The following is a 20,979-nucleotide window of genomic DNA, read 5'->3' on the forward strand; positions in this document are numbered from 1 at the left end:
GGCCGTCTTAACGCAGCGATCCATCCCCTTTGGCGAAGCCGAGCATCGCAGGCTGAAAGAGAAACAAGGGAAAGGCTGTTTGAGCCGCGAAGCGGTGACTTCCCTTGAGGCAGAACGCCTTTCCCGCTCTTTCAGCTGAGAAGCACAGGAAAGTCGGTGCAGCCGACCAAGCCTCAGGGGCGGTTTGGGATTGATAAGGTACTTGTCCGTACAAGTACCTTATCTCGCCAGCAGGCGAAACCGGCCTTTAGAAGACTGCAGCGCTGGAGAGCTTAGACTGGAGAGCTTAGACATGCATAAGTCTTAATCAAGCCAGTACCAGCCGATCATCCTGCAGCCAGCCAAAGGTGGGCCGGTAGTTCCAGATCTCGCCGATATGTTCCGGCGCCAGCACATCGTCCGGCCGCCCCTGGTAGCGCACACGTCCGTTCTCCAGCACGATGCAGCGCTTGCAGTAATGCAGAGTGTGATTGAGGTCATGCAGGATGCTGATGACTCCGTAGCCCTCCCGGGCCAGTTGGTTGGTCAGCCGCAGCATAAGGTGTTGATGGCCCAGGTCCTGGGCTGAGGTGGGTTCATCCAGTAACAGCAGCGGCGACTCTTCCGCCTGGCTCAGCTGCAGCAGCACCCGCGCCAGCTGGACGCGCTGTTTCTCGCCGCCGGAGAGGCTTGGAAACAGGCGTTCGCTCAGGTGGTCGCAATCGCAGAGTTTCATCACCCGCCGGATCTCTTCACGCATGCCGCGCTGCGACAGCTTCAGCGGAATCGCCCCCAGCGACACCACCTCATGCGCCAGAAAAGGAAAGGTCAGCACACTGGACTGGGGCAGAACGCCGAGATGACGCGCCAGGTAGTTGGAGCGCCAGTTGCGGCGGCTGCGGCCATGCACCAGTACTTCGCCGTCGTAGCCGCAGTCGCCGCTGATCGCTCGGAGCAAGGTGGATTTACCGGCGCCGTTGGGCCCCAGCACTGCCAGGGTTTCCCCCCCCTTCACATGCAGCCCCTCGATATCGAGCAGGCTTTTGCCATCGCTGTGGCAAACCAGATTTTCGATTCTCAACATCTTAAAGCTTCCCCAGCCTGCGCTGTTTGACCAGCAGAAACAGAAAGAACGGCGCGCCGATCAGCGCCGTGATAATCCCAACCGGAATCTCTGCCGGCGGCACCAATACCCGCGCCAGCGTATCCGCCAGCAATAGCATCAACGCACCGCACACGGCCGAAAGCGGTAGCAGGCGCTTGTGATCCGGCCCCACCAGCATGCGCACGATATGCGGCACCACCAGGCCAACAAAACCGATCACCCCTGTATTGGCCACGGCGATCCCCACCGCCACTGCGGTAAGCAGAATCAGTTCGAGCTTGAGCCTTTCCACCTGGATGCCCAGGTGACGCGCTTCCGCCTCGCCCAGCAGCAACGCGTTGAGCGCCGCGGCACGGCGCTGAAACTGCAGCGAGGTGAGCAACAGCGCCGCCAGTGACAGCAGCAGCCCGGTGTTTGAAGAGGCGGTCAGCGAGCCCATCTGCCAGAGGCTGAGCGAGCGCAGATCCTGGTCGCTGGCGAAGTAACTCATCAGGCCGATGGCGGATCCAGCAAACGCCGCCAGCGCAACGCCAGCCAGCAGCAGTATGGTGACCGAGGTCCCGTTGGCGGTCCGCGCCAGGCCGTAGACCGCCAGCGTGGTCAGAAGACCGGTGGAAAACGCTGCCACTGGTGTGGCCCAGGCGACCCAGGCCGCAGGCGCTGCAACAATCGCCAGCACCGCGCCCACGGCAGCACCGGATGACACACCGATAATGCCAGGGTCTGCCAGCGGGTTACGGAACAGCCCCTGCATCACCGCGCCACACTGGGCCAGCAGCGCACCGGTCAGCACCGCCAGCAGTGTACGCGGCAGGCGCATGTCCACAATGACGGCGCGCTGATATTCCTGCAGTTGCGCCAGCTGCAAGTCGAACAGATGATCGACCAGCGCGAGCAGGCTTTGTGAGCCGGATAACGCCAGGGGACCCGTGGCGATCGACAGCATCAGGCTTACGGCCAGTGCCGCCAGCAGCACTGCGCCTACCCGTAACCCGGAAAAGCGCATCTCAACGGGCCTGCAACAGCTCGACGACGCGCAGCGCCTCACGCACGGCGCCGGGGCCGATACCGGCCACCAGCGTGCGGCCATCCACAGCGATGATGCGCTGGTTCTGCGCCGCCGGCGTGTGGCTCAGCATCGGCTGTGCGTTGAGTAGTGCCTCTGCCGTATCGCTCTCCCCTTCGCCCGCGACGATGATCAGTTCAGGCTCGTAGGAGAGCAGGGTTTCTGCAGTCACCGAACGGTAGTTATCAAAATCGGCGGGGTTGCTGGCACCGGTGAGCTGAATCAGCGCGTCACCGGCGGTACCACGCCCGGACAGGCGCAGGCGGTTCTCGGCGGTGAGCAGAAAGATCGCCCGCATCCCTTTCAGGCTTTGCTGCTGCAGTTTCTGCTGCTGTTCATCGATCTTCGCAAGCAGTGCGCTACTGTCAGCGCCATCGGCCAGGCTGGCGGCCAGCTGTTCGATATTGGCCTTGAGACCCTCGATGCTGTGTGCCGGCGGCTGGCGCACAACGCCGACGCCGGCCGCTTCCAGCTGCGCGATCACCGGCGGTGGCCCCATATGCTCGCTACCTACGACGAGATCTGGATCCATGCTCATCACCCCTTCCGCCGACAGTGTGCGGTGATAACCGACGCTGGGCAGGTCGGCCTGGGCCTTCGGCAATACGCTGGTGACATCCACCGCCACCAGCGAATCCTGCATCCCCAGCGCCAGCAGCACCTCAGTGGTCGCGCCATCGGTGCTGACTATACGCTGGCTGCCTGGCCGGCCTTCCGCGTAGCTTCCGGGCGCCAGCAGCATCGCCGACATCAGAACCAGACCGATCACCACTATTCGTACTGACAAAAGCATCGCTATTTCCTTTGTATCGCTGGCTTTGTGTATCGAAGGTTGTACTTCCAGACTAGCTTCGTGCTGGCTTCATGCCCCACTGCACCGCTCAACCTTTATAAATATTAATGATAACGATTTGCATTAGCAATAATTACATGCTTTGGTAATAGGAGAATTTGACTACGGCCTCGAACGCGAGATGGGACATGCAGCAACAGGTAGATCTAAACGGAATTACTGATACACCGGATAACAACGCCAAAACCCGTAATCGGTTTGCACACAAACAGCTAGCCGGCCCCTGCGGACTGGCGCTGGCGATAGGCACGGCACTCTGCACGATCTCGAGCGCAAGCCAGGCAGCGGAGCCGCAGTTCAACCTGGGCGAGATCAGGATCAACGCTACCCGCAGCGATGAAACGGTAAGCGAGAGCGGTCGTTCCGTATCGGTTGTTGAGCAGGACGACCTCGATCAGCAGCAGCCGCAGTCGGTGCCCGAGGCGGTTGCTACTTCGCCCAACGTCAGTATTCAGGGCGGCCCCCGCGCCAATGGCCAGACGGTGAATATCCGCGGTCTTTCCGGCCCTCGCGTGCTGCAAACGCTGGACGGAGTGCGTCAGGACTTCCAGTCCGGCCACCGCCCGGATTACCTGCTGCCGCCGCAGCTGATCAGCCGCATCGAGGTGATCAAGGGGCCGGCCAGTTCGCTCTGGGGTTCCGGCGCTATCGGCGGTGTGATCGCCCAGGAAACGCTGACACCGGAAGATCTGCTTGAAGAGGGTGCAGACTTCGGCGGCCTGGTGAAAACAGGCCATAACGCCAACAACGATATGCAGTCATCGGTGGGCGCCATCGCCGGCCGTGCGGACTCGGTGAGCTGGCTGCTGGGCGGCTTCTACCGCGACAGCAACAATATCGAACAGGGCGACGGCAGCGACCTGGAAGGCTCGGCAATTAAGGATAACGGCGGCCTGGCCAAGCTGCAGTGGCAGATCGATGCGGATCAGTCGCTGGAGCTGAGCTACCTGGAGGCCAAAGGTGACGGTTCCGTTCCGTCCAACGGCGCGGCGCCGGTGGGCAGCAGCAACTTTATGATCGACCGCGACACCCGCACCCGCAACTACCGCCTGGGTTACAACCTGGATACGGCATCGCCGCTGCTGAACGCCAACCTGACGCTCTGGCGCAGCGAAGTGGATATGGATGAAACCCGCATCAGCGACGGACGTGCCGACAGCACTGAACTGGAGTCCTACGGTTTTAACTTCAGCAACCAGTCGGATCTGGATAAGTGGCGCCTGCTCTACGGCATCGACGGCTACCACGAAGACTTTGTCGGCCGCCGCAGCGGCGCAAACCGCCCCGCCCCGCCGGATGGCGAAACCGATAATATCGGCGCCTTCATGCAGGCGCGGGTGATGTTTAACGACGACTGGTCCGCAGAGTTGGGTGGCCGCTATGACCGCTTTGCCACCGATGCGGATGGCATGGATGACCGCTCAGACAGCGCCTTTTCACCGGCGGCAACGCTGACCTGGTCACCGGTACCCTGGGGTAACCTGTCGTTGCGTCACGAACGCGCCTTCCGCGCACCCAGCGTCGAGGAGCTATACACCACCGGCACCCACTTCTGCCTGTTCCCCGGCTTCTGTAACAACTTTATTTCCAACCCGGACCTGGATGCCGAGGAAGCCGCCAACACCGAGATTATCGCCAACGGTCACTGGAACGACCTGATCGGCAACGACGAGCTGAGCCTGCAGTTCTCCGTGTTCGAGAACCGGGTGGATAACTTCATCGAGCAGATCGTTACCAACCCGAGCTTCGCCCCGGTGATGGATGCCGGTTACACCACCTGGACCAACGTGGACAAGGCGCGGCTGCGCGGTTTCGAGCTGAGCACCGCCTACCGTCTTAACGGCCTGAAGCTGGAGCTCGGCTACGGCATGACCCGCGGCGAAGACCGCGAAACCGGCGACGACCTGACCAATATCCCGGCAGATACGCTGAAGGCGGATCTGAGCTACCGCTTCTGGAACGATCAACTGCTCACCGGCATGCGTGTTCAGCACGCCCGCCAGCAGAACCACACCGATTACGCCGAAAGCGATGGCAGCGCCTACGACGGCTATACCCTGACCGACCTCTACGCCAGCTGGTCGCCGCAGCAGATGCCGGGGCTGTCTTTCGATCTCACCGTAAACAACCTGACGGACCGGGATTACCGCCGCGCCTGGGAGAGCCTGGATGAGGCCGGTCGCGAAGTAATTCTGTCCACCACCTATAGATTCTGACCACCTATAGATTCTGAGGAGTCTCGCCATGACAGAGCTTGCTATTACAGAGCTGGCCACGACAGGAAAAGTCGCGGTGCTGCCCGGTGATCGGGCGCAGGGATTGCTGGAAGCACTCACCGAATGGGGTGAGCTGATGACCATCGTGCAGCACGGCGGCTCGGTGTTCGAGTTCAAGGGCCCCTTTCCCAAGGGGCAGCCGGGGCACGGCTACTTCAACCTGACACCGGAGGGCGCCGGCTTTCAGGGCCACCTGGCGTTGAACCGGGTCAGCGAGATCCGCTTTCAGGAGAGCCTGCGCGGCGGTCGCGAGAGCTACGCCTTTGTCTTCTGCGACGCCGCGGGTGAGGTGATCTTCAAGGTGTTTCTCGGTCGCGACGAGTACGGCAGCCTGTTCTCGGATCAGATCGCGGCGTTTCAACAGGTCAAGGAAGACGCACTGGCCAACGCGCCTTTAACCGAGGCAATACCGGAGCCAACCCGAGAGAAAGTCGCAGGAATCGCATCATGACTCTGAACAACCACGGCGAAAAAGTTGCCGCCGAAGTGCTGGCGTTTATCCACAGCCGTCGCAGCCTGATGCTGTCGACCCTGACCCCGGAGGGATATCCCTATGCGTCGTACGCGCCGTTTACCTGTGTGGATGGGCAGATTTATCTGCTGCTTAGCGAGATCGCCATCCACGCCGTTAACCTGCAGAACAACCGGGTTGCGTCTGTACTGATTATCGAGGACGAAGACAGCGCCGAAGAGCTGTTCGCCCGCCGTCGCGTCAGCTACATGGTGCAATCCGAGATGATCGAAACCGAAAGCCAAGCCTGGCACACCGGAGTGCAGCATCTCGCCGATCGTCTCGGACCGCGTATCGAGGGCCTGAGCAAACTCACCGACTTCAAACTGTTCCGCCTGACACCGAGGCGCGGACGCTATGTAAAAGGCTTCGGCAAGGCGTTCGCGCTGGAGGGGATGAACCTCAGCGGCGAGGGTATTTCCCACCTGCGCGACGGCCACAAACGTCGTGAAGCAAATGATGCAAAGGAGGTGGAACACACGCCGGCCTGAGTGGTCCCAAATTAAGAGGTTATAAATTAAGCAGTAACAACTCCCCAGAGACCCCATTCGACTGCCTCCCCTTCCAGTCGTCCGGCTCAGGTGGTCTCAGTGGAGGTTGAGCAAGTACCATTTTTGTCGCGGCGCCTCACCCGCGACTCCACACACTGATGGCTCTTGAAGCGCTCACCTTCACAGGTGCCCGAATAACCGGGCGGGCACCACTCCTTATTTCCCCTGCTCCTCCCTCGTACTCAAGCCAGCGGTGTTAACCGTCGTAGCGATAACCCACACCATGCACGGTGACGATAATCTCCGGCGCCTGTACGTCGCGCTCCACCGCCTTGCGCAGCTTGGAGATATGCTGATCCAGGGTACGGCTATTGGGCAGGTAACGCCGCCCCCAGCACTCGTCGAACAGTTCGTCCCGGCTTAACACCCGCCCCTTGTTACGATAGAGCAGATGCAGAATCTGCAGATCACGCAGGCTCAGATCGATCTTTACACCGCCGCGCTCTGCCCGAAGCTGCGCAGGAAAAACGCGCAGGTCGGCCATCTCGAAACTGTCAGTGCCGTTCTCACTCACCGACGGTGGCTGAGCCGCCGCCAGGCAGCGCCGGGTCACCGCATGGATGCGGGCGATCACCTCGCGGCTGCCAAACGGCTTTTTGATGTAGTCATCGGCGCCGAGCTCCAGCCCCAGCACCTGGTCGATCTCTTCCGACTTGGCGGTGATAAAGATCACCGGGATCTGCTGATCCTGCTGGCGGATGCGCTTGCAGACGCTGTAGCCATCCAGCTTCGGCATCATGATATCGAGCAGCACCAGTGCCGGCTCCGGTTGCCCGGCGATGCGCTCGCTATAGAGCGTCCAGGCTTGCTCGCCGTCCGCCGCCTCAATACAGTCGTAGCCCTCCGCTTCCAGCAGGTCACACAACCCCAGCCGGATGTTGAGATCATCCTCGGCGATCAGCACTTTCATCGTCCGGTCTCCAGTCGAATCGTAAAACAGGCGCCCTTGTCGCAACGTTCCAGGCTCAGCTCGCCGCCGTGGGCACGCGCCAGATCCCGCGCCAGCCCCAGGCCAATACCGGTGCCGGAAACGCCATCGGTCAAACGGCTGCTGCTGCGGTAGAACGGATCGAAAATCCTCTCCCGCTCGCTGTCCTCAATGCCGGGGCCGTTGTCCTGAACCTGAATACAGAGCATCGAGCCTTCCATCCAGGAGCTGAGCTTCAGCTCACCGCTGTCGGGGGCGTATTTCTCGCAGTTGCTCAGCAAGTTGTTAAGAATCTGCTCCAGCGCGGCGCTGTCGTAGCGCTGGCTTGTACCGATACCGGGTTCAAACACGGGCTCGATTCCGCGCTGTCGCAGCAAGGGCGCAAAGGTGCCCAGCACCCTGCTGATCTGCTCATCCGGATCGGCCAGTTGCGGTGATAGCTTGAGCTGCTGACGTTGCAGCCGCGAGAAGCTGAGCACGTTGTCGATCAGCCGCGACAGGCGCTGGCTCTCATCGGTGATCACGCCGAGATAACGTCCGGTGGCAGGGTCAGCCTCGCCCTCCAGGCGCTGTTCCAGCATCTCGGCATAGAGGCGCACGTTGGTCAGCGGCGTTTTCAGTTCATGGGAGACCTGGTTAACGAAGTTGACCCGCTGCCGCGCCAGCAGCGACTCGCGCTTCTGTTCGCGATAGAGCAAATAACCGAGCCCCGCGAGCCCCAGCCCCAGCAGCACCAGCGGCGTCGCCAACGTCAGCCATAGCGAAGGCGCCGCCCGCTGCAAATCCGGGCCGTGGTATTCAAGGCGCCAGCTACCCAGCGGATGACTCAGACCCAGGCTTCTTAGCGCGGGACCGTCGTTCGGGTAATCGCCCCAGCTGTAGATATTTTCGTTACGGCTGTTGAGCAGGCGGATCTGTGCATCGCCCAGCTCTTCAATGCCCTGCTGCTGGTCCGGCAGGCGGGCAATCAGATCGGCCTGCAAACGGCCGGGATCGAGGACAAAGCCCAGGGTGCGCCCCACCGGGTCGCGCCACCAGAAGATATGCATCAGGCGGGAATCCACGTACCAGGATATCCAGCCGGAGCTCTCTTCGCCGCTTGCGCTGTGGCCTTCAGGCTGAGCGTCGCTTTCCAACAGAGCGTCGCCTTCCAGACCGGAGCGCGCCCAGGCCTCGGGGGCTGAGACCGCCTGCTCCGCTTGTCGGCTGGAAAGTCGGCTGGAAAGAAGGCCGCGGGAAGCGATCTCGGCCTCAGCTTCGGCACTGGGCTGCGGCTCAGCCAAGGCGCTATCGCTATCGGCTCCATCGTTTGCTGCGCTTTCCTTTTTGCCGCTATCTGCGATGCCGATCTTTGCACTGTCGGCGCTTTTCATGACCTGGCTGTCTGCGTAGTCACTCATCGGCGCGGACAGCTCCGCTGGTGCGCGCTGGGCAAGCTGGCCGGTGGCAAAGTACTCGGCAGATTTGGAGAGGCCTGGGGCGGCGCTTAGCTCTTCCATCTGTGCCGGCGCTACCTCGTTGGAGACAGGAGAGCCAGGCTGCCCAGGATGGAACAGACCGGGAGAACTCCAGAGCGGCTCCAGCACATCGACCAGTCGCTGTTCGCCAGCGTTCAACGGCGTATCGAGTGGCGGAAACAGACGCTGGTCATTCTGGTCCAGCACGAACAGCTGCTGCACCTGGCCGGAGCCGAAGACAAAATTGCGCAAACGGTTGCTGGGATAGTCGGGATCGGCCAGACGGAAAAGGCTGTCCGCCTGACGCTGGAGTAGCACCTCAAGCTGCTGAAAATGGGTCTGCAGCTGGTTATCCACCGACTCGAGCTGCTGCTCGATCAGCTTCTGCAACTGCAGCCCCACCAGCTCCTGCTCGTTCTGCTGAAACTTGAAACCGAGCCAGCCCAACAGCAGCAGCGGCAGCACAACCAGCAGGATCAACAGTACGGCGGCTCGGCGTTTCATCGGACTCCCGACTTTGGATTATTGACTGTACGGGTTGCTCAAAAGCGTTATCGAGGCAGCCGAGGCAAGGAAACGACAGGCGAATAAGCGCAGTTTAGTGAACTAAATGAGCATTATGAGCCTGTCGGTGACGCAGCATTCGGCAACGCAGATAGCTTTTCAGCAGCTATTAATAGGACTGCTGGTTCGAGCGCTTATACTGCTTTTCACGCAGCTCTTTGCGCTGACGGTTCCAGTCCTGTTCTGACGATAGCTTATCAGCATCCTGCAACGCTTCCTCCTCCTGTGCTTTGAGCTCCGGTGAAGCCAGCGCTTTCGCCTGGACACCGAGATAAGCAGCGCTTTCGCGCATCAGGCTGCGGGCCCCGGCTATATCGCCCCGGTCGCGGCGTTCCACCGCTTTACGGCTGTATTCATTGGCCACCTGCTCAACGGCGGATTCCAGCGCCGGTTTATCCACCGCCTGCTGAACCTCCTCTTGCGAGGTGGTGAAGCTGGCGAGCACATTGCCATCCAAACGGCTCTGTCGCTGGGTGGCCAGGTTGGCGTAATCGATCTGCACCTTGGCCAGTTCCAGCTCTTTACCCGCCTGCTGCGCCGGTACTTCCACCTCCAGCACCAGGTATTTCTCCTGCTCGCTGTAGAGCTGATTCAAACGTGTGCTGACACGATCCCCACTCACCTCGCCTTCACGCCCCAGCAGACGCAGCGGGCGCACGCCGTTAAGGCAGTGGATCTCGATCACCAGGTCCTGGGCCACCACAGACATCACATCGCCAAACTCATACTGGAAGATTCTCGCCAGATCGGCGGCGTTCTCGACAAAGGCGTGGTTACCATCGCTCATGCCCGCCAGCTGGGTCATCAGGTCCTCGTTATACCCCAGGCCCAGGCCTATTGTGGTGACGCTGATCCCCTCGCGCGACAGCTCCATCCCGAGACGCCCCAACTCGCTGGGTGTCTGCGGCCCCACGTTGGCCAGACCGTCGGAGAGCAGGATCACACGGTTTACCCGGTTGCGATCGAGAAACTTGCGCAGCTCCCTGGCGCCCTGGCTGACCCCGGCATACAGCGCGGTATTACCGCCGGCGCGGATATGGCGAATGGCGCGATACACCGGCTGTGGCTCACTCAGTTTGGTGGCCGGCACGACAACCTCCACTGCATTGTCGTAGGCGACGATGGACACTATATCGCGTTGATCGAGACGCTCCAGCGCCATGATCGCCGCCTCCCGCGCCTGTTCTATTTTCTCGCCACTCATGGAGCCGGAGCGGTCCAGCACGATTGCTACGTTGGCCGGCGTGCGCTGCCGCTCGCCCGGCAGCTCGAAACCATCGAGGGATATCTTGATATACGCTTTTTGCACCTGGTCCGCCGCCATTACCGGGGTGGCCAGGCTCAGATCGAGCGCCACCTCCTGAGCCCTCAACGTTGTTGAGATACAGCCCAGCAATAACAGCAGCGGCATCATCCATCGTCCAACCTTAAAATTTCTGTTCATGACCTTGCTCCTTTTTATGTGCTCATTGCGGCAAGACCCGAGACACAGGCTGAGGTGAGCCGCGTTACCTGCACTCTAGGAGCAGTCGGTTTCCGGTTGGTCAGACAGATGTATGGAGTTTGTAAAAGATTTGTAAGTGCGCTCGTCGCCGGCCGACAACACCAGGGAGCTATTCATCTAGAGAAATTCATCTAGAGAAACTCATCTAGAGAAATTTACCTGAAGCTATTCACCTGAAGCTTTTAGCCGACAAAGAATTTTTATCAGAAAAGTTAAAACCTATAGTTAACCGCTATATGAAATTGCACCAAAACCTGAAGAACCACCGTGAACCAGCACCAATCCAGTGCAAAACCAGCCAGCCCGTCTAAAAAACCACTAATTTAGGAAGTTAACGCTGTTTTCACACCGGATTGATACTTTTAACCACACTCATAAAACAATCAGTCATGATTGTTTTTTTCTTTTTGTTTACCTAGTATCGACTTCCAAGAGGGGTTTGGGTCGCTTTAACCCAAGCTATTTTCCCGTTGCGGCCACAAATTTTTGTTGGCACTAAGCGCCCACTTCCACAACAAATCGAATCGATGGGAGAAGCACGTGAAACTAAGTAAGAAAAGCATCATTACGGCCCTGGCCGCTGTCTCTGCGCCGTTTCTGGTAACACCGGCATCCGCCGCTACCAGTTTTCTGGCAAACTCGTTCTACGACCAGCAGCACCCGCTGTCCAAATACGGATATGAAGAGTGGGCCGAGAGCGTCAAAGAGCTCTCCAATGGCGACCTGAACCCGAAGGTCTACACCGGCACCGTACTGCTGGCACCGCGCGCCAACCTCCAGGGTATCCGCGACAACGTGGTTCAGGTAGCGAGCCACGCAGCGATCTACACCCCTACCGACCTGCCGGTAGCGAATGCGATTCAGGAACTGGGTTTCAACTTCTCCGATCCGCTGACCACTATCCTCGCCGTCACCGACTTCAGCACCCATAACGCCACTCAGCTGGCCGAGTGGGACAAGTCCGGCGTGGTTTACCTGGGCTCTTATGCGACTCCGCCGTACATCCTGTTCTGCCGCGAACCCGTGCGTAACCTGGCAGAGATCAAGGGCAAGCGTATCCGCGCCGCTGGCTCCACCGTTTCCCAGTGGCTGGAAGAAGCCGGCGCGATTCCGGTTAACGTACCCTCCAGCGAGATGTACACAGGCCTGGACCGTGGCTCTCTGGATTGCGCCACCAACGCCGCAAACGACCTGATCGACCGCTCCATGTACGAAGTGGCCGAATACACCACCCTGCTGCCCACCGGCATGTACTGGTCCGGCCCGCACTGGGGCTTTAACCCCGGTTTCTGGTCTGGCCTGAACGACACCCAGCGTGATGTCTTCAAGCAGGCCACCGCCAAAGCGATGACCCGCATGGCAGTGCAGTACATCAAGTCTTCCGAGTCTGCGCTCGAAGCGGCCAAGGCCAAGGGCAACCAGGTGTTCGAACCGGAAGCGGACCTGAAAAAATCTGCCGATGATTTCCGTCAGAAATCACTGGATGGCATCTACGACCTGGTTGAAGAGAAGTACGACATTGCCGACGGCAAGGCGCTGATCGACGACTACCTGCAGACCTATGAAAAGTGGGAAAATCTGCTGAAGGATATCGACCGGGAAGACGAAGACGCTCTGGCCGAGCTGGCTAAGCAGGAGATTTACGACACCCTGCCCGCCGACTACGGCATCCGGTAATGGGAACCACGCCCCTTTCACCTTAAAGGGGCGTCTGTCGTAAGGAATTAGCATGCTGAAAAAACGCTCACAGTCCGAGCGCTCCGCCGAAACCCAGGGCCTGATCATGCAGGCCACCCTGGACTGCATCCTGCAGAAAGGGATTCGGGAAACCTCCACGGTCGACGTGGCGAAACAGGCCGGGGTGTCCCGCGGCGCACTGCTGCATCACTATCCTACCAAGGAGAGTCTGATGCACGCGGCGCTGGAAAAGGTGTTGAGCGAAGAGATCAGCCTGGTTCAGCAGATCGCCTCGGACGTAAACGAAGGCAAGGCCGACCTGGACAGTTTTCTGCAGGCGATGTGGGAACACTTCGCCGGCGATCTTTTCAAGATCGCACTGGAATATCTGACCACGGCTCGCACCGATGAGGCGATTCGCGATGTGCTCACGCCCCTGGCGGCGCACTACAACGAATCCATGGAGCAGATCTGGGAACAGCTCACCAAAGAGGCAGAAAACGCCAGCGAAAGCCGCGTCGCACTGACCGCAACACTCTGCATGATGCGCGGTATGGCGGCCCAGGGTATCTGGCGTGAAGACCCCGAGCTGTTTCAGGATGTGCTGCACTTCTGGCGAAAGTCCCTGGCGAACACCGGGCTTTTACCGGTAAAACGGAGTAACTAGCGATGTTCTATAACGGCATCGAGCGCTGCGCCTCCTTCGCAGCCAAGGCAACCCTGGTTCTCAGCGGCTGCTTTATCGCGCTTATGGCGCTGCATATCACCCTGGACGTCGTCCTGCGTTTTGTTTTTGGCAACTCCTTCCAGGGCACGCTGGAAGTGGTTTCCTTCTACTACATGGTTTGCGCGATCTTCCTGTCTCTGGCCTATGTCGAGTACAAGCGTGAACACATCAGCGTCGATGTGGTGGTCCAGCGACTGCCCGAGGCGATGAAACTGCCGCTTTACGTGTTTGCCTGCCTGCTCGGGATCATCTACTTCAGCATGCTGGGCTACCAGAGCACTCTGGATGCACTGCGCGCGACCCAGAGCCAGGAAACGGCCATGGCCAACTTCACCTTTTATATCTGGCCCAGTCGCTGGGCATTGCCGGTGGGATTCTTCGCGACCAGCATCGCCACCTTTGCCAACATGGTGAAGGCGATAGCCGAGCGCAAGGCACTCTGACCTCCGATCAACGCTCTGCTCGCACTGCTGAAAGTGCGCTGAATTACTGATTCAGGCACAGCTTCGAGCAACCATTCGAGTTAGGACCCGAAATGACAAATCTTCAGATCGGTATGGCGGGAATCGCCATTGCCCTGGGCCTTATCGCGCTGAGAGTGCCAATTGGCGTTGCGCTGGGCCTTGTATCCATCGCCGGCCTCGCGATGATGACCAACCTCAGCGTAGCACTGGGTATGGTCTCGGCCACGCCGTTCGACTTCGCCGGCCAGTGGGAACTGTCGGCGGCGCCGATGTTCCTGTTCATGGGCTATCTGTGCACCAGCACCAACATGACGCAGGGGCTGTTTACCGCCATGCGGCTGTTCCTGGCGCGCCTGCCGGGCGGCCTTGCGGTCTCCAGCGTTATCGCCTCGGCCTTCTTCGCGGCGGCTTCCGGCTCCAGTGTGGCCACCTCGGCGGCCATGTCGCGCATTGCTGTGCCGGAGATGCTCAAGCACAACTACAACCGTGGCCTGGCCACCGGCACCATCGCCGCGTCCGGCACACTGGGCTCACTGATTCCGCCCAGCGTGCTGCTGGTGCTGTACGGCGTTTACGCCCAGGTTTCTGTGGGCCAGCTGTTCATGGCGGGCTTCCTGCCCGGCATCATGTCGGCGGGTCTGTATATCCTGATGATCATGCTGCGCGTCAAGCGCAACCCGGAACTGGCGGGCAACAGCGCCGAACGCGCCACCAGCCGCGAGAAAATCGACGCCATCAAAGAGATCTGGCCGCTGCCGCTGCTAATCGGTGCAGTGCTGGGCGGTATCTTCCTTGGCATCTTCTCGCCCACCGAGGCGGGTGCCGTGGGTACCTGCATCGCCGCGCTGATCGCCATCACCCGTCGCACGCTGACGGTAAGCGCAGTGAAAGACGCGATCGTCAACACCGCCTCCAGCACCGCCAGTATCTTTATCATTCTGATCGGCTCGCTGTTCTTCACTCGCTTCCTCGCCCTGAGTGGCGTGCCCACCGCCTTCTCTGACCTGATCCTTGGTGTCAGCACCGAGACCTGGTGGATTCTGCTGGCCGTCGCGCTGATCTACCTGGTGCTCGGCATGTTCATCGATTCCATCGGCCTGATGCTGCTGACCCTGCCGCTGATCCTGCCGCTGGTTCAGGGTGCCGACATGAACCTGATCTGGTTCGGCATCATCGTCGTCAAGCTGCTGGAGGTTGGCCTGGTAACACCGCCCATCGGTCTGAACGTTTATGTGATCAAGGGCGCGCTCGGCAATACCGTTTCCCTGCCTGAGGTCTTCAAAGGCGTCAGCTGGTTCATCCTGATGGACATCATCGCCCTTCTCCTCATCATTCTCATCCCCGCGCTGTCGCTCTATCTGCCCGCCCAGATGCAATAACGCCCAGCTAATCGAGGTTAACAATGCAAAACGTACTTTTTACCAACGCCAATGTTATCGACACCCGCAACGGCAAGGTTCTGGCCGATCAGCAGGTTCTGGTCAGCAACGGACGCATCGCACAGGTTTCTGCCGGCCCGATCCAGGCTGAAGACGCCCAGGTGATCGATCTGCACGGGCGCTTCCTGACGCCGGGCCTGTGTGACTCCCACGTACACGTGACAGCGATCACACCGAATTTCGCCCTGCTGGGCACCATGTCCCCGTTTTACGTGACCGCTAAAACCGGTCCGATGCTGGAAAGCATGCTGATGCGCGGTTTTACCACCGTGCGTGACGCCGGCGGCGCCGACTACGGCCTGGCCCTGGCGGTCGAAGAAGACGCCCTGCTCGGCCCCCGTATCCTTTACTGCGGCAAGGCAATCTCCCAGACCGGCGGCCACGGCGACATGCGCTCTCCCGGCCAGCACACCTTCGAAGGCTGCTTTTGCTGCGCGGGCCTCGGCCGCGTCTGCGATGGCGTTGCTGAAGTGCGTCGCGCCTGCCGTGACGAAATCCGCAAGGGCGCTACCCAGATCAAGATCATGGCCTCCGGTGGCGTATCCTCTCCGACCGATCGCATCGACAGCACCCAGTTCTCGCTGGAAGAGATCGACGCCATCGTTGAAGAAGCCACCGCCGCCAATATCCACACCATGGCCCACGCCTACACCGCGCGCGCCATCAACCGTCTGCTGCCCCGTGGCGTGAAAACCATCGAGCACGGCAACCTGATGGATGAAGAGAGCTGCCGCCTGTTCGTCGAGCACGATGCCTACCTGACACCGACCCTGGTGATCTACGACTCCCTGGCGAAAGAGGGCGTGGAAGCTGGCCTGCCAAAAGAGATGGCCGCCAAGGTATTCGACGTACTCGAAGCCGGTGGCAAGGCCCTGGAGATGGCTCAACGCAGCGGCGTGAAGATGCTGTTCGGTACCGACCTGCTCGGCCAGATGGAGCGCCACCAGCTGCACGAGTTCAACATCCGCTCAGAGGTGGTACCCGCTGACGACCTGCTCCGCGCCGCCACCTGCAACGCCGCCGATGCCTTCGGCTACACCGGTGACTTCGGCGAAATCATCGAAGGCGCCCGCGCCGATATGCTGGTGCTGGAACACAACCCGCTGGACGACATCAAGGTACTGACCCGTCCGGAAACCGAACTGAGCCTGATCATGAAGGCCGGCCGCATCTACAAGCAGACCCTCTAACCTGCTGCATAAAAAAGCGGAGGCTCTATCAGCCTCCGCTTTTGGTATAAAGCTGGACCTATGCATCGACATAGATCGGCCGCTGCAGGATACACCTAGTGATCGAGGATCTGGCTCAGGAATAGTTTGGTTCGCGGATGCTCGGGATTGCTGAAGAAGTTTTCCGGCGTATTCATCTCAACCACCTTGCCAGAGTCCATGAATATAACTCTGTCCGCTACCTCTCTTGCGAAGCCCATCTCATGGGTCACGCAGATCATCGTCATCCCCTCCTCTGCCAGCTCGACCATCGTATCCAGCACCTCTTTGATCATTTCCGGATCAAGCGCCGAGGTCGGCTCGTCGAACAGCATGATTTTGGGTTTCATACAGAGCGAACGGGCGATGGCAACCCTCTGCTGTTGCCCGCCGGAAAGCTGGGATGGAAATTTATGCGCCTGATCCGGTATTTTCACTTTCTCAAGAAAGTGCATGGCGGTTTCTTCGGCTTCCTGTCTGGATACATTCCTGAGCGTTAAAGGCGCCAGTGTGCAGTTATCGAGTATGGATAGATGCGGGAACAGGTTGAAATGCTGAAAAACCATTCCGACCTCCGCCCGGACTTTTGAGATGGATTTAATATCCTTCTCCAGCACCTTTCCTTCGACTTCGATCTGACCTTCCTGGTGTTCTTCAAGACCGTTCACGCAACGAATCAGGGTCGACTTTCCTGAACCCGAGGGCCCGCAAATGACGACCTTTTCGCCGTTATCGATGTTAAGGTCTATCGCCTCAAGCACCTTGAAGTCACCGTACCATTTACTCAGCCCCTTGATACTGATGGCGGATCCTGCGAGCTGATCGATACTCATACTGTTAACCATTACTCGGCCTCAAACGATGAATCTATGAAAAACCAGGACGACATCAACCGTGGTGGCTGGATATCAGATCGAGAAAACGACGGCTGCGGTCCGACTCCGGCGCAGAGAAAAACTTCTGTGGCGGCGCCTCTTCAACGATTTCGCCCTTGTCCATAAACACAATGCGATCTGCTGCGCTTTTTGCGAACCCCATCTCATGAGTCACGCAGATCATGGTAACCCCCTCATCAGCGAGCCGCCTCATAACAGACAGGACCTCGCCCACCATTTCCGGATCCAAGGCTGAAGTGGGCTCGTCAAACAGGATCGCTTTAGGTTTCATCGCCAGCGCCCTGCAGATCGCTATTCGCTGCTGCTGCCCACCGGACAACGAGGCCACCGGTGAGTTTTCTTTAGCCGCTAAACCGACCAGCTCAAGCAACCGACGAGCTTCCTGAACTGCTTCTTCCTTTTTCAGCACCCCCGCTCGTAACGGAGCGAGGGTGATGTTCTTGATCACATTGAGATGAGGAAAAAGCGCATAGTTTTGAAACACCATGCCTACTTCCAGGCGATGATTTCGCCACTTTCTTTCGGAGTTTCCTGCCAGCGACTTTCCTTCAACCTTAATCTCACCCGAGGTTGTCTCCTCCAGCCCATTGATACAGCGGATAAGCGTGGACTTTCCGGAGCCCGACGGTCCAAGAATTACAACGACCTCCCCACGATTGACCGACAGGTTGATATCGTTCAAGGCGCGAATCCCGCCACGGAACTCCTTACATAGACCAGAAACGTTGATGAGAGGCGGCTGAATCATGAGACGGCCATCTCCTCTGCAGCTTTGCGAACCAGCTGATTGGAAACCGTATTCAGCTGAAGCTCCGCACTGGCACGGCGTTGCAGACGCTCGGCGGAGGCTTTTCTGTCTTTCTCCAAACGGGTCAGACCATCACGGTGAAGCACGTCTGATTCTGCGCGGCTGGGACCGCACCCGGTGGTCGCATCGAGAATGCCAGCCGGATCCAGCGCTTCGACCAGCAGCGTCTCGATATCATCCAGCGGCTGACCTGTTTCCTCTTCGTAGGCGCCTCGAATAGCTTCCTGGGGTGAATTACCGTCCAGAACCAAACGCACATAACGCCCCGTAATATGGTGCGCCTGACGGAAAGGCAGGCCATAGCGGGAGCTGAGAAGATCCGCCAACGCCGTTGCGGTACAAAAGTTTTCACCCGCCAGGTCCTTCATACGCTCTTTACGTGGCGTCGCACACTCAACGACAACACGCGCAGCAGGAAGAATCCCTTTTAACTCTTCCAGCGAATCCCATACCCAGCGTGCAGAATCGATACTTACCTCCTGGCTGTGACCAAAAGGCACCGCGCGAAGAGTGGCGACCGCAGTACTCATTGCACCGAGAAGAATGGTGGGACGAGCCTTGAGGTTTTCCAGAACCGTCAGGTTTTTCTTTTGCGGCATGATCGACGAGGTACTGGCTACTCGATCGGGAAACTCCAGCATTCCGAACTCATAGGTCGCCCAGAGATAAAAGTCCTGACTCATGCGACCAATGGTCATCGACAGCTGCATCGCTGCGCTCATCAGCTCAACCATCGCGTCTCTGTTACCGACCGCATCCATCGAATGCTGCTGAACACCATCGAACCCCAGTAGCTCTGCGGTACGCTCGCGGTTGATCGAAAAGCGGGTACCTGCAAACGCTCCGGCCCCAAGCGGACAGTTATTCATGCGGACCAGGGCGCTTTCGATACGGCTGGTATCACGGCTAAGTGCCGCTTCAATACCCAGCAAATACCAGCCAAAGGTGATCGGCTGAGCATGCTGCAAATGGGTATACCCCGGCATCACTGTATCCACCTCAGCTTTCGCCCGCTCCAGCAGCGCCTCTCGGATAGCAAGACTGCCAGCCACCAGCTCTTCAGCCAACTTTATACAACGCATTCTTTCCTGTGTTTTCTTCAGGTCGTTACGTGAACGTGCCATGTGCAGGCGTCCTGCCTCAGGCCCGGCACGGCGAGTCAGCTCTGCCTCGTAATTAAACCAGGGGTCCTCTCGTTCAGGGTCCAGCGAAAATGCTTTAGAACCCTCTTGGTCCAGATCTGATATGTGTTGCAGAAGACGCCCTGCAACCTCTACTTCAATCAATCCTTGTTCCGAAAGCATGACCAGGTGAGCACGGTTAATTTTGGTAAACCAGTAGAGCGCGTCATCAAAGGCCCGATAAAGGTTTGGCGCCGTTATCCCTTCTATGATCTCTTTCGCCAATGGTTCGCTCAACAACCCACTCACTTTAGATTTACCTTCAGCAGCCCCATGTACGTTCGCTGTTTCGACTGAGGTGTTAGTCATGACTTTTTCTCCATTTCAAGGCGCTGAATGATTCAGTAAATGCTTTTAACAAATTGCTGCTATTTTTCTCTTCCTGACTTTGCATCGTCCGGGATTTAACTAATTTTCTTTCCAGCTTTGACGTAAGCACGTTCAAGCTGAAACAAATAACGAAATAAACACAAAGTACGAACCCAAACACTGCAAATGCCGGACTTTCACCTGTCATCATCGTTGTTCTTTCCACGATGATGTTTGCGGTTCGAAGGAACTCCGAGGCTCCCACTAGAGTTGCCAGCGAGGTCGCCTGAATCAGCAGGGAAAACAACCCGGTAAAGGATGGCAGGACCGGCACAATGACCTGAGGTAGCAGTACGAAAAGCATTGTTTCCCAAGGCCTTAGTCCAAGCGCCATGGCACTTTCCCGCTGATGCTTTGCTAAAGAGTTGAAGCCACCTCGAATAATTTCTGAGCCATTGGCGCTCCCCCAGGAAGTCAGGCTGACCAATGCAGCAGTGAACGGATCCAAAGCCAGCCCAAGGAGCGGCGCACCGAAATAGACAAAAAGCAGGTTAACTACGATCGGTATATCACGAAAAACTTCGACAAATACAATCGATATAATACGAAGCATCTTGTATCGTGAAACCGACATAATTCCGAAAATTAGTGATATAAATGCCGTTAATATCAGTGTCAGTGAAGCCAGCTTGAAAGTAATTAACAACCCGGAAAATAATAGGGGAAGGCTATCTATAATAAGTTGCATTTTATATTCCTTACGCTGTGTTGAACGGCGCTTTCAGAAACGTTTCCAATCTCCGAACAGCGGTGGAAAGCAACAGAACAATTACCAGGTAGATAAGACCTATAGCCAAGAACATCTCCAAGGTTCTAAAATCCATCGCAACCCTATCCATAGCTACAAACGTCAGTTCAGCGACACCGATAGCCTGGAGGTAAGATGAGTTTTTCAACACTGAAACCGCGGTATTCAAAAGCGCCGGAATACAAACTCTCAAACCGATGGGCAAAGCAACAAGCCGAAGATAGTGAATAGGCCTCAGCCCCAGCGAATAAGCAGCCTCCTTTAACCCTTTATCGACCGCAGATAAGCCGCCCCTTATGTTTTCAGTGTTGTATGCTCCGCCCCAAAGCGATAGCGCTAGCACACCTGACCAGAAGCCGCTCAACCCAAATCCCAGTGAGGCAAGTCCATAGAAAATAAAAAATATCTGCACAAGCAGCGGTGTTGACCTTATAAAGTGCACATATCCCGCAGCTACACTGGAAAGGACCGGCACGTGGAACACCCTAAGGCTTGCACAAACAACACCGATAATGACTGAAAAAATTATTGATAATAAGCTGACTATTAGCGTGATCCACAGCCCATCTAATAAATCCGGGGTTGCCCCCCATATATAGGGAAAGCTAAATTGATAATCCATACAATCACTTCTTAATATTGAGCACTCTTCAAAGAGTGCTCGGATA

At 58.1% G+C, this 20,979-nt stretch carries 19 protein-coding genes; 8 read left to right on the forward strand and 11 right to left on the reverse strand.

The genetic code is table 11. The features are described 5' to 3' along the window. Positions 1-307: 307 nt before the first annotated feature. The 3 genes from C4S72_RS15940 to C4S72_RS15950 are packed head-to-tail and all read right to left on the reverse strand — an operon-like array spanning position 308 to position 2,943. Entirely contained in the window at positions 308-1,063 is a 756-nt protein-coding gene (locus tag C4S72_RS15940; protein WP_104004154.1) for a heme ABC transporter ATP-binding protein, read from the reverse strand. Position 1,064: 1 nt separating this feature from the next. Continuing rightward, positions 1,065-2,090 (reverse strand): FecCD family ABC transporter permease, encoded by a 1,026-nt coding sequence (locus C4S72_RS15945; RefSeq protein ID WP_104004155.1) that lies wholly within the window; start codon positions 2,088-2,090, stop codon positions 1,065-1,067. Between the two features lies 1 nt (position 2,091). Beyond that, positions 2,092-2,943 carry a heme/hemin ABC transporter substrate-binding protein gene (locus C4S72_RS15950; RefSeq protein WP_104004156.1) on the reverse strand — a complete coding sequence of 284 codons (852 nt, stop codon included), beginning with the start codon at positions 2,941-2,943 and terminating at the stop codon, positions 2,092-2,094. A gap of 188 nt (positions 2,944-3,131) precedes the next feature. Between C4S72_RS15950 and C4S72_RS15955 the strand changes: the two genes are divergently transcribed. Genes C4S72_RS15955 through C4S72_RS15965 form a run of 3 tightly spaced genes read left to right on the forward strand, consistent with a single transcriptional unit; the run spans position 3,132 to position 6,281 of the window. Then, positions 3,132-5,219 carry a TonB-dependent hemoglobin/transferrin/lactoferrin family receptor gene (locus tag C4S72_RS15955; protein WP_104004157.1) on the forward strand — a complete coding sequence of 696 codons (2,088 nt, stop codon included), beginning with the start codon at positions 3,132-3,134 and terminating at the stop codon, positions 5,217-5,219. A 28-nt stretch (positions 5,220-5,247) separates the two neighbouring features. After that, positions 5,248-5,730, forward strand: coding sequence for a heme utilization cystosolic carrier protein HutX (hutX, locus tag C4S72_RS15960; protein WP_104004158.1), 483 nt, complete (start codon positions 5,248-5,250; stop codon positions 5,728-5,730). Further along, entirely contained in the window at positions 5,727-6,281 is a 555-nt protein-coding gene (locus tag C4S72_RS15965; protein WP_104004159.1) for a HugZ family pyridoxamine 5'-phosphate oxidase, read from the forward strand. Before hutX ends, C4S72_RS15965 begins: the two co-directional genes overlap by 4 nt. Before the next feature lie 256 nt (positions 6,282-6,537). Here the strand turns inward: C4S72_RS15965 and C4S72_RS15970 are convergent, their stop codons facing one another. The 3 genes from C4S72_RS15970 to C4S72_RS15980 form a co-directional block, all read right to left on the reverse strand. After that, positions 6,538-7,251: a response regulator transcription factor gene (locus tag C4S72_RS15970; RefSeq protein WP_104004160.1), complete on the reverse strand. Its 714-nt coding sequence runs from the start codon at positions 7,249-7,251 to the stop codon at positions 6,538-6,540. Then, a complete protein-coding gene (locus C4S72_RS15975) occupies positions 7,248-9,230 on the reverse strand; it encodes a sensor histidine kinase (protein ID WP_104004161.1) in 1,983 nt (660 codons plus the stop codon). Before C4S72_RS15975 ends, C4S72_RS15970 begins: the two co-directional genes overlap by 4 nt. 169 nt (positions 9,231-9,399) lie before the next feature. After that, positions 9,400-10,734, reverse strand: a complete 1,335-nt coding sequence (locus C4S72_RS15980) for a vWA domain-containing protein (RefSeq protein ID WP_104004162.1) — start codon at positions 10,732-10,734, stop codon at positions 9,400-9,402. Between the two features lie 600 nt (positions 10,735-11,334). On the opposite strand from C4S72_RS15980, the gene C4S72_RS15985 reads away from it, so the two are divergent. The 5 genes from C4S72_RS15985 to C4S72_RS16005 all read left to right on the forward strand — a co-directional run bounded on the left by C4S72_RS15985 (position 11,335) and on the right by C4S72_RS16005 (position 16,291). Further along, positions 11,335-12,471, forward strand: a complete 1,137-nt coding sequence (locus C4S72_RS15985) for a C4-dicarboxylate TRAP transporter substrate-binding protein (protein WP_104004163.1) — start codon at positions 11,335-11,337, stop codon at positions 12,469-12,471. 52 nt (positions 12,472-12,523) lie between these two features. Beyond that, the gene (locus tag C4S72_RS15990) at positions 12,524-13,138 is read left to right on the forward strand and encodes a TetR/AcrR family transcriptional regulator (protein ID WP_104004164.1); all 615 of its coding nucleotides are present in this window, start codon (positions 12,524-12,526) and stop codon (positions 13,136-13,138) included. Between the two features lie 2 nt (positions 13,139-13,140). After that, positions 13,141-13,641, forward strand: coding sequence for a TRAP transporter small permease (locus tag C4S72_RS15995; protein ID WP_104004165.1), 501 nt, complete (start codon positions 13,141-13,143; stop codon positions 13,639-13,641). A 92-nt stretch (positions 13,642-13,733) separates the two neighbouring features. Continuing rightward, the gene (locus C4S72_RS16000; RefSeq protein WP_104004166.1) at positions 13,734-15,041 is read left to right on the forward strand and encodes a TRAP transporter large permease; all 1,308 of its coding nucleotides are present in this window, start codon (positions 13,734-13,736) and stop codon (positions 15,039-15,041) included. A gap of 23 nt (positions 15,042-15,064) precedes the next feature. Next, complete coding sequence (locus C4S72_RS16005; protein ID WP_104004167.1) at positions 15,065-16,291, forward strand: metal-dependent hydrolase family protein; 1,227 nt, start codon at positions 15,065-15,067, stop codon at positions 16,289-16,291. 95 nt (positions 16,292-16,386) lie between these two features. On the opposite strand, the gene C4S72_RS16010 is transcribed toward C4S72_RS16005, so the two are convergent. The 5 genes from C4S72_RS16010 to C4S72_RS16030 form a co-directional block, all read right to left on the reverse strand. Beyond that, positions 16,387-17,142 carry an amino acid ABC transporter ATP-binding protein gene (locus C4S72_RS16010; RefSeq protein ID WP_104004168.1) on the reverse strand — a complete coding sequence of 252 codons (756 nt, stop codon included), beginning with the start codon at positions 17,140-17,142 and terminating at the stop codon, positions 16,387-16,389. A gap of 55 nt (positions 17,143-17,197) precedes the next feature. Further along, the gene (locus C4S72_RS16015; protein ID WP_327332822.1) at positions 17,198-17,887 is read right to left on the reverse strand and encodes an amino acid ABC transporter ATP-binding protein; all 690 of its coding nucleotides are present in this window, start codon (positions 17,885-17,887) and stop codon (positions 17,198-17,200) included. A 62-nt stretch (positions 17,888-17,949) separates the two neighbouring features. Beyond that, positions 17,950-19,503 carry an argininosuccinate lyase gene (gene argH / locus C4S72_RS16020; protein WP_104004170.1) on the reverse strand — a complete coding sequence of 518 codons (1,554 nt, stop codon included), beginning with the start codon at positions 19,501-19,503 and terminating at the stop codon, positions 17,950-17,952. Further along, positions 19,496-20,251 (reverse strand): amino acid ABC transporter permease, encoded by a 756-nt coding sequence (locus C4S72_RS16025; protein WP_104004171.1) that lies wholly within the window; start codon positions 20,249-20,251, stop codon positions 19,496-19,498. Before C4S72_RS16025 ends, argH begins: the two co-directional genes overlap by 8 nt. 10 nt (positions 20,252-20,261) lie before the next feature. Next, a complete protein-coding gene (locus tag C4S72_RS16030; protein WP_104004172.1) occupies positions 20,262-20,933 on the reverse strand; it encodes an amino acid ABC transporter permease in 672 nt (223 codons plus the stop codon). Between the last annotated feature and the right edge of the window lie 46 nt (positions 20,934-20,979).

This window comes from Marinobacterium lutimaris (assembly GCF_900108065.1).
Lineage (GTDB): Bacteria > Pseudomonadota > Gammaproteobacteria > Pseudomonadales > Balneatricaceae > Marinobacterium_D > Marinobacterium_D lutimaris.